Here is a 14,167-nt window from a genome sequence, read left to right as displayed (position 1 = left end):
GTGCGGGCCCCGGCCCGCACCGCGCCGCCCGGTCACACCACAGCCTCCGAGGGCGCGCCGAACCACCGGGCCAGGTGGCCGGCCAGGTCCGCCTGTTCGTCGCCCACCCACGCCACGTGGCCGTCCGGCCGCAGCAGCAAGGCCGGCACGTGCAGCTCCTCGCTGACGTCCACGACGTGGTCGACCCGGTCCGCCCACCCCGCCACGGACAGGCTGCCGGTCTGGTCGAGCAACAGCCCCCGGCCCCCGTGCATCAGCCCGTAGAGGCGGCCCCGCTTCAGCGCCACGTCGCGCATCCGCCTGCCGACCAGCTCGTGCCCCTCGCCCGAACCCGAGCCCGACCCGAAGTCGTAGCGCACCCCGATCGCGGTGACCTTCTCGATCAGGTGGCGGCGCACCACCTCGAAGTCCATCAGCTCCGACACCAGCCGCCGCACCGCCCGCGCGCCCGGCTCGGTGGACAGCAGCTCCATCTGCGCGCGGGTGTTGTCCAGGACGTCCGCCGCCACCGGCCGGCGCTCGGCCTCGTAGGTGTCCAGCAGCCCCTCCGGAGCCCAGCCGGCGACCTCGGCGGCGAGCTTCCAGCCCAGGTTCACCGCGTCCTGCACGCCCAGGTTGAGCCCTTGGCCGCCGGTCGGCGGGTGGACGTGCGCGGCGTCGCCCGCGAGCAGCACCCGGCCGAGCCGGTAGCGCTCGGCCAGCCTGGTGGCGTCGGTGAACCGGGACAGCCAGCGCGGCGAGCGCACGCCGAAGTCGGTGCCGGCGACCGCCCGCAGCCGCCGCCGGAACTCCTCGAAGGTCGGCGGCACGGCGCGGTCCTCGGCCACCCCTTCGGCGGGCACGACGACGCGGTACGCGCCGTCCTCCAACGGCCCGAGGCCGAACCGCTTCTCGGTCTCGCGGACCCTGGCGACCACGGCGGCGACCTCCGCCGCGGGCGCGGCCACCTCCATCTCGCCCAGCAGCGTCTCCACCCGGGCGGCCTCGCCGGGGAAGCCGACGCCGAGCAGCTTGCGCACCGTGCTGCGGCCGCCGTCGCAACCGACCAGGAACCGGGCCCGCAGCCGCCCGCCGTCGGCCGACTCGACCGTCACGCCCTCGTCGTCCTGGTCCAGCCCGACCAGCTCCCACCCGCGCCGGGTCCCGACGCCCAGTTCCGCGGCACGGTCGGCCAGCAGGCGGTCGATCCTGGGCTGCGGGATGCCGAGCACGTACCCGTGCGCCGTGTCCAGGGTCGGCGAGGGCTTCTCGATACCCGCGAAGAATCCGCCGACCGGGTGTTTCCGGCCCTGTTCCAGGAAACGCTCCAGCATCCCGCGCTGGTCCATCAGCTCGATGCTGCGGACGTGCAGGCCGAGGGCCCGGACGACCTTCGTCGGCTCCGGGTCCCGGTCCACCACGAGCACGCGCACGCCGTGCAGCCGCAGTTCGCAGGCCAGCATCAACCCGGTCGGACCCGCCCCGGCAACGATCACGTCGAACATGTGCCGCCCAATTCCTCGTCGTGTTTTCCGGCGCATTCGGACCCACGTGGTGCGGGAATTGTGCGGCGGCACCGGGGCCTTGCCGCAAGACCCCCTGTGTGCTATATGTTGAACACGGCGGGGGAAATGGTTTTCGGCATCAGGGCAGCGCCGGCGCGGAGGCGCGCAGCCTCGTCGCGTCCCGGCTGGGCGGCTCGCCGAACTGCCGCCGGTACTCGCGGCTGAACTGCGACGGGCTGTCGTACCCGACGCGGTGGCCGACGCCGGTGATGTCGTGGGGGTGGGCGGCGAGCAGCAGCCGGGCCTGCTGGAGCCGGATCTGCTTCTGGAACTGGATCGGGCTCATCGCGGTGACGGCCTGGAAGTTGCGGTGGAACGCGGACACGCTCATGCCGGCCAGCCGGGCGACGTCCTCCACCCGGAACGACCGCGCGTAGTGGTCGCGGATCCAGCGCACCGCGCGGGCGATGTGGGTGAGGCCGCTGTCGGCGAGGCCGAGCTGGCGCACCGCCGCGCCGTGCGCGCCGGTGACGACCCGCCAGAGGACCTCGCGCTTGACCAGCGGCGCGAGCACCGCCCGGTCGCGCGGCCGGTCGAGCAGGCGCAGCAGCCGGACCACCGCGTCGAGCAGCTCGTCGGACGCGTCGCCGACGGCCAGGCCGGGCGGCGTGCCGTCGACGCGCGGCAGGTCGTCCGGCTCCGCGTGCAGCAGCAGTTCGGCGATCACCGCCGGCCGCAGGACCAGGCCGAAGCCCAACGCCGGCCGATCGGGGTCGATGTCGGTGTAGTGACCGGTGATCGGCATGTCGACGGAGGCGACCAGGTACTGCCCCGCGCCGTACTCGTGCACGCGGTCGCCCAGCGCGACCCGCTTGCGGCCCTGCGCGACGACGGCGAGCACCGTGCCCGTCATCGCGGGCGACGGCGGCTCGGCCCGGTCGACCTTGGAGACCAGCACGTCCCCGATCGCCGTGGTCAGGTCCGGCCGGGCGTGGCGGGTGATCAGGTCGCGCAGCTCGTCGAGGCTCACCCGTCGATCCAAGCACCCCGCACCGGTTACTCGAACGGGCATCCGGGGTTCGGCGCGTCCACCGCCAACGCGCTGCCCACCGGGTTCACGTACAGCGCCCGCAGGACCAGCGGCTCCGACCCCAGGTTGCGTCCGATGTGGACGTACCCCGGCCCGCTCGCCTCGGAGATCGCCCGGCCCGGGCGGTACACGCCGTCCACCGAGCAGTCGCCGCGGTAGTGCGTCAACGTGCCCGCCTCCACCACGCCGAACACCGGGCCGGGGTGGTAGTGCCACCCCGTCGCCCCGCCGGGCGCGATGGTGATCTCCCGGACCACGTACTCGCGATCGCCGACGACCTGCCGGAACACCGTGACGGCGCCGACCCCGGTGCCCGGCGTGGCCCCCGCCGCCGGGACGAGCGCCACACCCAGGACCACCGCCGCCAACGCCCGCACCGCAACCCTCGGCATGGCTCCAGCATCCTCGCGCCCGCCGCCGCGTCACGGAGCACCACCCGGTCGGACGATCGGCACCGCTCGATCAGCGCATCCCGAACCGCGCCTCCGCCGACGACGGATCCACTGTGGACTCGTCCGGGCGGGCCGCCTCCCGCCCGGACCCGCGCGGGAACGCCCCGACGTGGCAGGATCGGGCGTCATGGCGGACGAGGCGGAGCAGGTGCTCGACGCGGTCGGCTCCCGGTTGCGCGCCCTGCGCAGGCAGCGCGGGCTGACCCTGGCCGAGCTGTCGGCCGCGACCGGCACGTCGGAGAGCACCCTGTCCCGGCTGGAGAGCGGCGGGCGGCGGCCCACGCTGGAACTCCTGCTGCCGCTGGCGCGGGTGTACGGCGTGCCGCTGGACGACCTGGTCGGCGCGCCGCGCACCGGCGACCCGCGGATCCACCTGCGGCCGATCCACCGCCACGGGATGACGTTCATCCCGCTCACCCGCCGCGCGGGCGGCGTGCAGGCGTTCAAGATGCTCATCCCGAGCCGCCCGGAACCGGCCGAGCCGACACCGCAGGCGCACGACGGCTACGAGTGGGTGTACGTCCTCGACGGACGGCTCCGGCTGGTGGTCGGCGACCGGGACCTGGTGCTGTCGGCCGGCGAGGCGGCCGAGTTCGACACCGCGCTGCCGCACTGGCTGGGCTCCGCCGACGGCCGGGCCGTCGAGACGCTGGTCCTGTTCGGGCCGCAGGGGGAACGGGCGCACGTGCGGGCGCGCTCGGCGCGGTAACCGGGGGCGTGTGCCGGCGGGGCTGTTCCGCCCGACCCGAGGAGACCGCGCCCCGCACGCCGGCGGGGGCCGTGGTGCGGGACCGGCCCGTCCGGCGGGGGCCGCGCGGGTGGCGCCGGCGAGGGGGTTCGACGTGCCCCCGGTTCCGCCGGGGCCTGCGCCGGTGTGGCCGTCCCACCCGCCGGTTACGGTGGGTGGTCGGCGTCGGACAGGGGATGGGTCATGATCAGGTTGGACCGCCTGGTGAACGTGCTGGGTGGCTACGGGGTGCGGCTGGCGTGCTGCCCGGTGCCGCGCTCGACCGAGCTGCGCAGCGTGGTGATGCGCGAGTCCACCGACGCCCGCGCGGTCGACGGCGACGTGTTCCTGGCCGTGGGCGCGGGCTCCGTGGCGCGCGCCGTGGAGTGGGCGGTGGCGGCGCGGGCCGGCGTGGTGCTGGTGCACGGCGACGCCGACGTCGAGCGCGAGGCCGCCCGGCTGGGCGAGGTCGAGGGCGTCGCGGTGATGGTGGTCGAGCCCGCCGTCTCGTGGAGCCAGTTGGCCGGCGTGGTCTACGGGCTCGTGCTGGAGGGGCGCGAGACCGAGTCCGGTCGCGGCCCCACCGACCTGTTCGCGCTCGCCGACAGCCTGGCCGTCGCGGTGGGCGGCGCGGTCACCATCGAGGACCGGTCCTCGCGCGTGCTGGCGTACTCCCGGTCCCAGCAGGGGGCCGACCGGGCGAGGCTGGAGACCATCCTGGGCCGGCAGGCGCCGGACGAGCTGCGGGCGCTGTTCGAGGCACGCGGGGTGTTCGCGCACCTGGCGGCGCACGATTCGCCGGTGTTCGTCGAGCAGGACCCGGAGCACGGGCTGACCGGGCGCATGGCGGTGGCGGTGCGCGCGGGCCGGGAGCTGCTGGGGTCGGTGTGGGTGACGTGCGGCAGCCCGTTGACCGGGGCGCGGTGCGCCGCGCTGGCGGACGGGGCCCGCACGGTGGCGCTGCACCTCCTCCGCTGGCGGGCCAGCGCGGACCTGGAGCGGCAGGTCGAGTCCGACCTGGCCCTGCGCCTGCTGGAGGGCACGGCGGACGCCGCCACGGTGCTGAGCAGGCTCGGCCTGCCGCAGGGACCGCTGCGGGTCATCGCCGTGCGCGCCCGGATCGCCGCCGAGCGGCACGCCGCGCTGCTGCTGGCGTTCGAACGGGCCACCACCGGGTTCGGCTGGTCCCGGCCCGGCCGCAGCACCCTGTCGGGCAACACGCTCTACACGATCCTGCCCGGCGAGCGGACCTCGACCGCCCGCGAGTGGGTGGCCATGCTGCGCGCCGCGCTGCCCGCCGAGGTCACGGTGACCGCCGGCATCGGCGGCACGGCCACCGCGACCGACCTGCCGGCGGGCCGGCAGGAGGCCGACGAGTGCCTCGCGCTGCACGAGGCGCGCCCACCGGACTCGCTGCCCCCGGCGTACGACGAGTCGTGGGACGACATCCTGCTCCAGCGGTTGCGGGCGGCGGCCCGCGCGGGCCGCACCCCGGCCCGGGGACCGGTGACCGAGTTGCGCCGCCACGACGAGCAGCACGCCACGCACTACGTGGCCACCCTGCGGGCGTGGCTGGAGGCGCAGGGCGACCTGGGCGCGGCGGGCGACCGGCTCGGCGTGCACCCGAACACCATCCGCTACCGGCTGCGCAAGATGGCCGAGGTGACCGCGCTCGACCTGGACGACCCGCGCAAGCGGCTCGCCATGATCATCGACCTGGCCGCGGCCGAGAGCGGCTGACCACCACTCGCTGTCGGGTTCCGACAAAGCCACCCCGCCGGATTGTCGACGGCGGACAACAGGGTGGCGTGCCTTTCCGGCGATGCTGGCTTCGACAGCAGCACTGGGTGGAGGTGGTCATGGTCGACGTCGAACGCATCGACGGCGGGCCGCGGACGGCGGTCGTGGTCGGCGCGGGCATCGTGGGCCTGTCTACGGCGTGGTTCCTGCAGGAGCGCGGCGTCGAGGTGACCGTGGTCGACCGGACGTCGATCGCGGCGGGAGCGTCGTGGGGCAACGCCGGGTGGATCGCGCCCGGCCTGGCGATCCCGCTCAACGAGCCGTCGGTGCTGCGCTACGGCCTGCGGTCACTGCTCAGCCCGACCGCGCCCCTGCACATCCCGCCCAGGGTCGACCCCGGCCTGTGGTCGTTCCTGCTGAGGTTCGCGGCGCACTGCCGCTGGTCGTCGTGGACCCGCGCGGTCCGGGCCAACCTGCCGCTCAACGAGGAGAGCTTCGAGGCGTTCGACGTGCTCACGGCCAACGGCGTGGACGTCGCCACGGTGGACGCGCCGATCACGGCCGGCTTCACGAGCCCGGCGTGGGCGCAGGGGCTGCTGCGCGAGCTGAGCCGGATGGCCGACGCCGGGCAGCGCGTCGACCACGTCGAACTCGACGCCGACGGGCTCCGCGAGCACGTGCCCCTGGCCTCGCCCGCGCTCACCGCCGGCGTCCGCGTCGACGGGCAGCGCTACACCGACCCCGGCGCGTTCGTGCAGGCCCTGGCGCGTGCCGTGGTCGCGCGCGGCGCGACGATCCGCCTGTTCGAGGTGGTCGACCTGCGCACCCACGCCCGGGGCGTGACCGTCCACCCGCGCAAGGGCAAGGCCGTCGCCGCCGACGTCGCCGTGATCGCCACCGGCGCGTGGCTGACCGGGCTCGCGAAGCGGTTGGGCGTGCGCGTGCCGGTGCGCGCGGGCCGCGGCTACTCGTTCACCGTGCCCGTGGAACGCCCCGTCCCCGGCCCGGTCTACCTGCCCGACGTGCGGGTGGCGTGCACGCCGTACCAGGACGGCCTGCGCGTGGCGGGCACGATGGAGTTCCGCGACCCCGACGCGCCCGGCGTGGGCGCCCGGCTCGAAGCGATCATCGCCTCCGCCCGGCCCCTGCTCGACGGCGTGCGCTGGGAGCAGCGCCGCGACGTGTGGGTCGGGCCGCGGCCGGTCACCCCGGACGGCCGCGCCCTGATCGGCGCGGTGCGCGCGCCGCACGTCTACGTCGCGGCCGGGCACGGCATGTGGGGGCTCGCCCAGGGCCCGGTCACCGGTCGGCTGCTGGCGGAGCAGATCACCACCGGCAAGCAGCCGGAAGCGCTGCGGCCCTTCGACCCCTTGCGTTGACCGAACACCGCTGGGAGACCCCATGGACACCCCGAGTTCCGGCGGCCCGCTCACCGACGACGAACGCGACGAGCTGGCCTGGCTGCGCGCGGAGAACGCGTTCCTGCGCGTGCAGCGGGACGTGCTCACCCGCATCGCCAGCGGCTACGCCCACGACGTCGAGGTCATCCTCGGCCGGCGGGCCGCCGACACGTCGCCGCGCTGAGCCACGACCACCACCCCGTCCGAGGGGCCGGAGGCGATCGAGAACCCGGCGCCGCGGACACCCTCCGCCGTCAGGGCGGCCCCCACCTCCCCGGCCGCCCTGACGGCAACCCCTGTCCACATCCACCTCTTCGAGCCACACGAGGGCCATCATGACCAGCACCCACCCCGGTACCCGACGCGTCTGGCTGAGCGTCGAAGCGCACCAGCGGCTGCGGGCCGAACTCGCCGGCCTGTTGGCGGCCGGCGCGACGCCGACCTTCGAGAGCGGCGACGCCGAGGAGCGTGGCGCGATGTCGAACCGGCAGCGGGAGGAGCGCATCCGCGAGGTCCAGGAACTGCTCAACAACGCGGTCGTGGGCCAGGACCCGCCCGACGACGGCGTCGCCGAACCCGGCATGGTGCTCACCGTCCGGTACGACGACATCGACGACACGGAGACGTTCCTGCTCGGCATGCGCGCCGTCGAGCACGGCGACCTGGAGGTCTACTCGCCGGACTCGCCGTTGGGCGCGGCCCTGTCCGGGGCACGTCCCGGCGAGCAGCGGACCTACCACGCGCCCGGCGGCAAGACCATCGCCGTCACGCTGCTGAAGGCCGTGCCGTACGGGCACCACGCCGCCGGCGGCGGCCGGACCGCGCCGGACGCGTGAGGCGCCCGGCGCGGCCTTCGCCCCCGACGTGTCACCGCCACTGCTCGGCGGGCGAGACGCCGGGACGCGGCTTGCCGATGAGCGCGAGCGGGATGAAGAAGCACACCTGGCCGATCGCCAGGGCCAGCGTGGCGAGCGCCTTCTCGTCGTAGTGCGCGGAGGCCGACGCGTACAGCTCGTCCGGGACGCGCTCGCCGTGGGGGTTCGGGGTCAGGACCGCCTCGACGAGCGCGAGCGCCGCGCGTTCGGCGGCGGTGAAGTGGGGCGCGTCCCGCCAGGACGCCACGGCGGTGACGCGCTCCTCCGACTCGCCGGCCCGGCGCAGGTTGCCGGTGTGCAGCACGGTCAGGTACGTGCTGCCCACGAGCTGACCGGCCCGCAAGATGTGACCGCCCGCCGGCCGACCGCGCGGCAGCGTGGAAACTTTCGGCGCGGGGTGCGGAAACGTAGACTGGGCCGGTGACCGAGGACGAGCACGCGCCGGGCGGGTCCTCGCGGCCCGTCACCATCTCCTACATCGCCGAGACGGCCGGCGTGTCCGTGCCCACGGTGTCCAAGGTGATCAACGGGCGGGCCGGGGTGTCGGCGGGCACGCGGGCCCGGGTCGAGGCGCTGATCACCGAGTACGGCTACCGGAAGTCGAGTGCGCCGAGCCGCAGCAACCAGCTCGACCTCGTGTTCGACGAGCTGGAGGGCATGTGGGGCGTCGAGATCATCCGCGGGGTGCAGCGGGCGGCGCGCAAGAACCGGGTCGGGGTCGTGCTGTCGGAGTTCGGCCCGCAGCGCAACGCGATCCGGTACTGGATCGACGACGCGCTCGACCGCCGGCCGGCCTGCGTCGTCACGGTCGCGCAGCTCTCCCCGGAGGAGCGTGACCGGTTGCGCGCCAGGGGCATCCCGTTCGTGGTGTTCGACCCGACCTCGGAACTGCCCGACGACGTGCCGTTCGTCGGCGCGACGAACTGGAGCGGCGGCCGGTCGGCCACCCGCCACCTGACCTCGCTCGGCCACCGCCGCGTCGCCATGGTCGCGGGCCCGGACGACGTCCTGTGCTGCCGCGCCCGGTTCGACGGCTACCGCGCCGCCCTCGACGCGGCGGGACTCCCGGTGGACCCCGCGCTGGTGGTGCGCGCGGAGCTGACCCAGGAGGCGGGCCACGCGGCGGCCGCCGACCTCCTCGGCCGCCCGGACCGCCCGACCGCCGTGTTCGCGTGCAACGACCTCCAGGCGCTGGGGGTGTACCAGGCCGCCCGCGAGGCCGGGCTGCGGATCCCGGACGACCTCAGCGTGGTCGGCTTCGACGACCTGCCCGTGGCGGCGCTGGTCGACCCGCCGCTGACCACCGTGCGCCAACCGCTCGTGGAGATGGCGGCCGCCGCCACCGAGCTGGCCCTCGCCCTCGGCCGCGGCGAGGAGCCGCCGCAGGTCGGGCTGGAACTGGCGACCACCCTGACGGTCCGGCGGAGCACCGCCCCGCCGGACGACCGGAGCGCCGCGGGTCAGACCGGCTCGTAGTCGAACCAGTCGAAGTGGACGGTCCCGCGGGTGGCGTACATGCCGATGACCCGCCCGGTGAACCCGCCCGCCACCTCGGTGGACAGGTACCGCCCGTCCAGCGACGCCAGTTCGGTCCGCGTGCCGTCCGCGCCGACGACCGCGAGGCTCACCACGTCGGGTCCCGTCCGGGAGTCGGCCACTACGCGGTTCCCGGTGATCCCGACCTCCAGCACGACCTCGCCGGGGCCGGCCGGCGCGGCGCCGACCAGGCAGCGCAACGGCCCGATCCGCGCGTACGCGCTCACCTGCCCGTCGGCCACCTCGATGGCGTAGTGGTGCCGCTCGTCCAGCCGCACGACCAGGCCGCCGCTGCCCTCGGTCGGGTCGACCGCGGCGCGGGCGCGGCACGAGAGGTGCTGCTGGCGGCGTCCGACGAAGGTCACGTCGAGGTCGTCCAGCGAACCGCCGGCCGCGCGGAGGGTGAGCCGGCCGGGCCGCGCCTCGGTGGTGCAGTGCCCGGGGGAGCGGTGGCGCAGCGAGATCCAGCGCGGGTGCAGGTCGGGCTTGTCGAAGTCGTCCCGGACGGGCTCGGCCGGTGCCGCGGCGGTGCCGGGCACCAGGTCGCCGACCACCGGCCACCCGTCGTCCCACCGCACCGGCGCGAGGAACGTCTCCCGCCCCAGCACGTGCCACCCCGGCGTGCCGCCGCGCGGGCGCACGCCCAGCAGCACCATCCACCACCGGCCGTCGGGCGCCTGCACGAGGTCGGCGTGACCGGTGTTCTGCACGGTGTGGTCGGTGCCGCGGTGGGTCAGGACCGGGTTCGCGGGGCACGGCTCGAACGGGCCGTTGACCGTGCGGGCGCGGGCGATCGACACGGCGTGGCCGCGTTCCGTGCCGCCCTCGGCGATCAGCAGGTACCAGTGGTCGCCGACCTTGTGCAGGTGCGGCGCCTCGGGGGCCTTGGCGCCCGGCGCGCCGGACCAGAGCCGCACGGGCTCGCCCAGCGTCTCGCCGGTGGTCGGGTCGATGCGGACCTGCGCCACCCCGGCGTAGGTGCACCAGCAGTTGCCGTCCTCGTCCCACGCCAGGTCGGGGTCGATGCCGTGGACGCCGGGCAGCCGCACCGGGTCCGACCAGGGGCCGGCCGGGTCCTCGGCGTGGACCAGCAGGTTGCCGTCGCCCTGCACGTTGGTGACGACGAGCCAGAACCGGCCGTCGTGGTGGCGCAGGGTGGGGGCGTAGATACCGCCGGAGGACACCGTGCCCTCGGGCAGGCGCAACTGCTCCGGCCGGTCCAGCGCGTTGCCGATCTGCACCCAGTCGACCAGGTCGCGGCTGTGGAAGATCGGCACGCCGGGGAAGTACTCGAAGCTGGAGCACGCGAGGTAGTAGTCGTCGCCCGCGCGGCAGATGCTCGGGTCGGGGTGGAACCCCGGGATGATCGGGCTGCTCATCTCACCGTCTTCACGTCCGGAACCTGGGGCCGGCAGAAATATTTCTGCGCCGATCAGCGCAATTTTCCGCCGATCGGCACGCTACCGACGCGTCGCAGACGGCGTCAACGGTCGCCCTCAGGCCGAAGATCGCGTTCCGGGATTCGACGCGCGTTCGACCATCCCGTTCGACAACGCGCAGGTAGGAACCGGTGAGGGCGATTGACGCCCGGCTCGCGGGCTGAGTAGCATCCCGGCATCGGAAAGTATCTCAATCGAATCGAGAAACTTTCCAAAGCGCGAGCGACCGGTTGTTCGGCGAGTACCCGCGACCACGTACCACCGACAGCAAGGGACAGTGAAGTCTTGAGCGCGCATGACACACGGAAGATCCCCCGGCGGCTCGCCGTCGCCCTGGCCGCGGTGGTGGTGACGGCGATGGTCCCGACCGCCGCCGTCCAAGCGGCCACCGGCGCGCCACCGGCCGCCCATGCCGGGCCCGGCGCGAACGCGCAGTCGGTCGCGGGAGTGCGGTCGGCCGCCCAGGCGGTGCACGGGCAGGCGGCGGGGTGTCGCGTCGACTACGCGGTGCAGGCGCAGTGGACCGGCGGCTTCACCGCCGCCGTGACCGTCACGAACCTCGGCGACCCGGTCACCGGCTGGCGCGTCGGCTGGGCGTTCACCGCCGGGCAACGCGTCACGCAGGCGTGGAACGCGACCGTCACCACCTCCGGCGCGCAGGTCACCGCGACCAACGCGAGCTACAACGCGTCCATCCCCACCAACGCCTCGGTCTCGTTCGGCTTCAACGGGTCGTGGTCGGGCGGCAACCCCGCGCCGACCGCGTTCACCCTCAACGGCGTCACCTGCACCGGCCGGGAGGAGCCGCAGCCGGGCGACGCGATGGCGACCGTGGCCGCGATGCAGCCCGGCTGGAACCTCGGCAACACCCTCGACGCGATCCCCGACGAGACCTCCTGGGGCAACCCGCGCACGACCCAGGCGCTGCTGCGCCACGTGCGCTCCCAGGGCTACAAGAGCATCCGGCTCCCGATCACCTGGAGCAACCACCACGGCCCCGCGCCGGACTACGCCATCGACCCGGCCTGGCTGGACCGCGTCCGCGAGGTGGTCGACTGGTCGCTGGCCGAGGGCTTCCACGTGATGATCAACCTGCACCACGACTCGTGGCAGTGGATCAACACCTACCCGACGGACCGGGCGAACGTGCTGGCCAGGTACACCGCGCTGTGGTCCCAGATCGCGACCGCGTTCCGGGACCACCCCGCCGGGCTCGTGTTCGAGAACATCAACGAGCCGCAGTTCGCCGGCGCCACCGGCGACGAGCAGGAATACCAGGCCCTGCACGAGCTGAACGCCGAGTTCCACCGGATCGTGCGCGGCTCCGGCGGCGGCAACGCCACCCGGCTGCTCGTGCTGCCCACCCTCCACACGAACGCCGACCAGGGCCGCCTGGACGCGTTCCTGGCGGGCTACGACCGGTTGCGCGACCCCAACATCGCGGCGACCGTCCACTTCTACGGCTTCTGGCCGTTCAGCGTGAACATCGCCGGGTTCACCCGGTTCAACGCCGAGGTCGAGCAGGACCTCGTCGGCACGTTCGACCGGGTGCGCGACTCGTTCGTCGCCCGCGGCATCCCCGTGATCATCGGCGAGTGGGCGCTGCTCAACTACGACCACACCCGGCCCGGCGTCATCGAGCGGGGCGAGTTCCTGAAGTTCCTGGAGGCGGTCGGCCACCACGCCCGCACGCGCGGGCTCACCACGATGCTCTGGGACGCGGGCCAGTTCCTGAACCGCGTCGAGCTGCGCTGGCGCGACCAGGGCCTGCACGACCTGATCAAGGCGAGCTGGACCACCCGCTCCGGCACGGCGTCGTCCGACCGGGTGCACGTGCCGGGGACCGGCGCGATCACCGCCGAGTCGCTGACGCTCAACCTCAACGGCACCGCGTTCCGGGGCCTGCGGCACAACGGCGCGGACCTGGTCCAGGGCACGGACTACACGCTGTCGGGCACCACGGTGACGTTCACCCCGGCCGCCCTGACCAGGCTCGTCGGGAACCGGGCCCACGGGGTCAACGCGACCGTCGAGGCGCGGTTCTCGCAGGGCGTGCCGTGGTCGATCGACATCATCACGTCCGACCCGCCGACCCAGGCGGCGGCGACCGGCACCACCGCGTCGTTCGCCGTCCCCACCCTGTTCCGCGGCGACCAGCTCGCCACCATGGAGGCCGTGTACGCCGACGGCAGCCCGGCGGGACCGGCGAACTGGACCCCGTTCAAGGAGTTCTGGCAGCACTTCCAGCCCGACTACGCCACGGGCAGGCTGATCCTGAAGCCGGAGTTCTTCGCCGAGGTCGCCGACGGCGTCGTCACCCTCACGTTCCACTTCTGGAGCGGCGCGCGCACGACCTACCGCATCACCAAGACCGGCGACCAGGTCACCGGCGCTCCCGCCTGACCGGCACCGGCGGGTGCCCGGCCCCTCGGTCGCGGCGCCCGCCGGTCGGCTCGGTCGCGGCCGCTCACCCGATCCGTGCCATGGCCTCCGCGGGTCGCCGTGGGTGCCCGCGCCGACACCGTCACCCCTCCGTCTTCGACCTCGCGCTCCCGCCCGACCAGGCGGCCGAGGGGCTATACCGGGCCATGGACGACGGTCGCGCGATCAAGACCCTCTTCACCCTCTGATGACGACGGTCCTCTTCGGACCGGCCTCACCGGGTGACGTCGCGGGCGGGCCCCTTACCCCTGATCAGGGCAATGACTGGACGCCGTGCGCGCGGTATGCCGGAGTCGGGCCGCGCGGGCGGACCTCTCGTCGAGATCAGGAGCGAACCCATGGTCACCGAACTCCAGCAGCGCAAGTTCGAGCAGCACTTCGACCGGTACGACGCCAACGGCGACGGCGTCCTCGACCAGTCCGACATCGACCGCCTGGTCCAGGGCTGGTGCGTCAGCTTCGGCGCGACACCCGGCTCGGAGCAGTGGCGCGAGGTCACCAGGAGGGCCAACAAGTTCTGGCAGGAGCTGGAAGGGCACGTGGACGGCTCCGGCGACAAGGTGGTCACCAAGGAGGAGTGGGTGGCGGCGCACGACAACCCCGGCTTCATCGAGGACGTCGCGATCCCGTTGGCGCAGACCACGTTCGAGCTCGGCGACACCGACGGCGACGGCCGGGTGTCGCTCAACGAGTGGATGACCCTCCAGAGCGCGTCCGGGGTGGGCCAGGTCGAGGCGCTGGAGATGTTCCAGAAGCTCGACGGCGACGGTGACGGCTTCGTCACCACCGACGAGCACGCCGCGGCGATCCGCGACTTCTACCGGAGCACCGACCCGGACTCGGTCGGCAACCAGCTCGCCGGCCGCGTGTATCCGCCGCCGCGGGGGGGGGGGGGGCCGGGGCGCGCCCCGCGCGCCCCCCCCCGCAGGGGGGTGGGGGGGGGGGCACCCCCGCCCCGAGCTGCGGTATTTAAATATAAAAA

13 protein-coding genes are annotated in these 14,167 nt (G+C 74.2%); 8 read left to right on the top strand and 5 right to left on the bottom strand.

Translation table 11 applies throughout. The annotated features are described in order from the left end of the window. Nucleotides 1-32 precede the first annotated feature (32 nt). The 3 genes from rox to ACFXGA_RS28985 form a co-directional block, all read right to left on the bottom strand. Complete coding sequence (rox, locus tag ACFXGA_RS28995; protein WP_378093227.1) at nucleotides 33-1,484, bottom strand: rifampin monooxygenase; 1,452 nt, start codon at nucleotides 1,482-1,484, stop codon at nucleotides 33-35. 139 nt (nucleotides 1,485-1,623) lie between these two features. Beyond that, a complete protein-coding gene (locus tag ACFXGA_RS28990) occupies nucleotides 1,624-2,514 on the bottom strand; it encodes an AraC family transcriptional regulator N-terminal domain-containing protein (protein WP_378093225.1) in 891 nt (296 codons plus the stop codon). 26 nt (nucleotides 2,515-2,540) lie between these two features. Beyond that, complete coding sequence (locus ACFXGA_RS28985) at nucleotides 2,541-2,966, bottom strand: cupin domain-containing protein (RefSeq protein WP_378093223.1); 426 nt, start codon at nucleotides 2,964-2,966, stop codon at nucleotides 2,541-2,543. Nucleotides 2,967-3,153: 187 nt separating this feature from the next. Here ACFXGA_RS28985 and ACFXGA_RS28980 point away from each other — a divergent pair, with 187 nt between their 5' ends. From ACFXGA_RS28980 to ACFXGA_RS28960, 5 genes are all read left to right on the top strand, one after another. Beyond that, the gene (locus ACFXGA_RS28980; RefSeq protein ID WP_378093221.1) at nucleotides 3,154-3,735 is read left to right on the top strand and encodes a helix-turn-helix domain-containing protein; all 582 of its coding nucleotides are present in this window, start codon (nucleotides 3,154-3,156) and stop codon (nucleotides 3,733-3,735) included. 222 nt (nucleotides 3,736-3,957) lie between these two features. Beyond that, nucleotides 3,958-5,493, top strand: coding sequence for a PucR family transcriptional regulator (locus ACFXGA_RS28975; RefSeq protein ID WP_378093219.1), 1,536 nt, complete (start codon nucleotides 3,958-3,960; stop codon nucleotides 5,491-5,493). Between the two features lie 119 nt (nucleotides 5,494-5,612). After that, nucleotides 5,613-6,872, top strand: coding sequence for an NAD(P)/FAD-dependent oxidoreductase (locus tag ACFXGA_RS28970; RefSeq protein ID WP_378093217.1), 1,260 nt, complete (start codon nucleotides 5,613-5,615; stop codon nucleotides 6,870-6,872). A gap of 22 nt (nucleotides 6,873-6,894) precedes the next feature. Further along, complete coding sequence (locus ACFXGA_RS28965; protein WP_378093215.1) at nucleotides 6,895-7,077, top strand: hypothetical protein; 183 nt, start codon at nucleotides 6,895-6,897, stop codon at nucleotides 7,075-7,077. A gap of 151 nt (nucleotides 7,078-7,228) precedes the next feature. After that, nucleotides 7,229-7,729, top strand: a complete 501-nt coding sequence (locus tag ACFXGA_RS28960) for a GreA/GreB family elongation factor (protein WP_378093213.1) — start codon at nucleotides 7,229-7,231, stop codon at nucleotides 7,727-7,729. Between the two features lie 31 nt (nucleotides 7,730-7,760). Here the strand turns inward: ACFXGA_RS28960 and ACFXGA_RS28955 are convergent, their stop codons facing one another. Next, on the bottom strand, nucleotides 7,761-8,111 hold the full coding sequence (locus ACFXGA_RS28955; RefSeq protein ID WP_378093211.1) for a carboxymuconolactone decarboxylase family protein: 351 nt from the start codon (nucleotides 8,109-8,111) through the stop codon (nucleotides 7,761-7,763). A gap of 77 nt (nucleotides 8,112-8,188) precedes the next feature. Here ACFXGA_RS28955 and ACFXGA_RS28950 point away from each other — a divergent pair, with 77 nt between their 5' ends. Beyond that, on the top strand, nucleotides 8,189-9,244 hold the full coding sequence (locus tag ACFXGA_RS28950; RefSeq protein ID WP_378093209.1) for a LacI family DNA-binding transcriptional regulator: 1,056 nt from the start codon (nucleotides 8,189-8,191) through the stop codon (nucleotides 9,242-9,244). On the opposite strand, the gene ACFXGA_RS28945 is transcribed toward ACFXGA_RS28950, so the two are convergent. Beyond that, nucleotides 9,229-10,683 (bottom strand): glycoside hydrolase family 43 protein, encoded by a 1,455-nt coding sequence (locus tag ACFXGA_RS28945; RefSeq protein ID WP_378093207.1) that lies wholly within the window; start codon nucleotides 10,681-10,683, stop codon nucleotides 9,229-9,231. The genes ACFXGA_RS28950 and ACFXGA_RS28945 overlap by 16 nt on opposite strands. A gap of 345 nt (nucleotides 10,684-11,028) precedes the next feature. Here ACFXGA_RS28945 and ACFXGA_RS28940 point away from each other — a divergent pair, with 345 nt between their 5' ends. Together ACFXGA_RS28940 and ACFXGA_RS28935 are read left to right on the top strand one after the other, a co-directional pair. After that, a complete protein-coding gene (locus ACFXGA_RS28940) occupies nucleotides 11,029-13,146 on the top strand; it encodes a cellulase family glycosylhydrolase (RefSeq protein WP_378093204.1) in 2,118 nt (705 codons plus the stop codon). 377 nt (nucleotides 13,147-13,523) lie between these two features. Further along, the coding region (locus tag ACFXGA_RS28935; protein ID WP_378093202.1) for an EF-hand domain-containing protein at nucleotides 13,524-14,167 on the top strand (644 nt) is incomplete at its 3' end.

Origin of the sequence: Actinosynnema sp. NPDC059335 (genome assembly GCF_042752395.1) — a bacterium.
In the GTDB taxonomy this organism is placed as follows: domain Bacteria; phylum Actinomycetota; class Actinomycetes; order Mycobacteriales; family Pseudonocardiaceae; genus Actinosynnema.
This window is presented reverse-complemented; position numbering and strand designations above follow the sequence as displayed.

Bases quoted from the DNA above. Each gene is read 5' to 3' on its own strand.
- ACFXGA_RS28980 (WP_378093221.1), top strand. From the start codon at position 3,154: ATGGCGGACGAGGCGGAGCAGGTGCTCGACGCGGTCGGCTCCCGGTTG.
- rox (WP_378093227.1), bottom strand. From the start codon at position 1,484: ATGTTCGACGTGATCGTTGCCGGGGCGGGTCCGACCGGGTTGATGCTG.
- ACFXGA_RS28975 (WP_378093219.1), top strand. From the start codon at position 3,958: ATGATCAGGTTGGACCGCCTGGTGAACGTGCTGGGTGGCTACGGGGTG.
- ACFXGA_RS28945 (WP_378093207.1), bottom strand. From the start codon at position 10,683: ATGAGCAGCCCGATCATCCCGGGGTTCCACCCCGACCCGAGCATCTGC.
- ACFXGA_RS28960 (WP_378093213.1), top strand. From the start codon at position 7,229: ATGACCAGCACCCACCCCGGTACCCGACGCGTCTGGCTGAGCGTCGAA.
- ACFXGA_RS28985 (WP_378093223.1), bottom strand. From the start codon at position 2,966: ATGCCGAGGGTTGCGGTGCGGGCGTTGGCGGCGGTGGTCCTGGGTGTG.
- ACFXGA_RS28965 (WP_378093215.1), top strand. From the start codon at position 6,895: ATGGACACCCCGAGTTCCGGCGGCCCGCTCACCGACGACGAACGCGAC.
- ACFXGA_RS28970 (WP_378093217.1), top strand. From the start codon at position 5,613: ATGGTCGACGTCGAACGCATCGACGGCGGGCCGCGGACGGCGGTCGTG.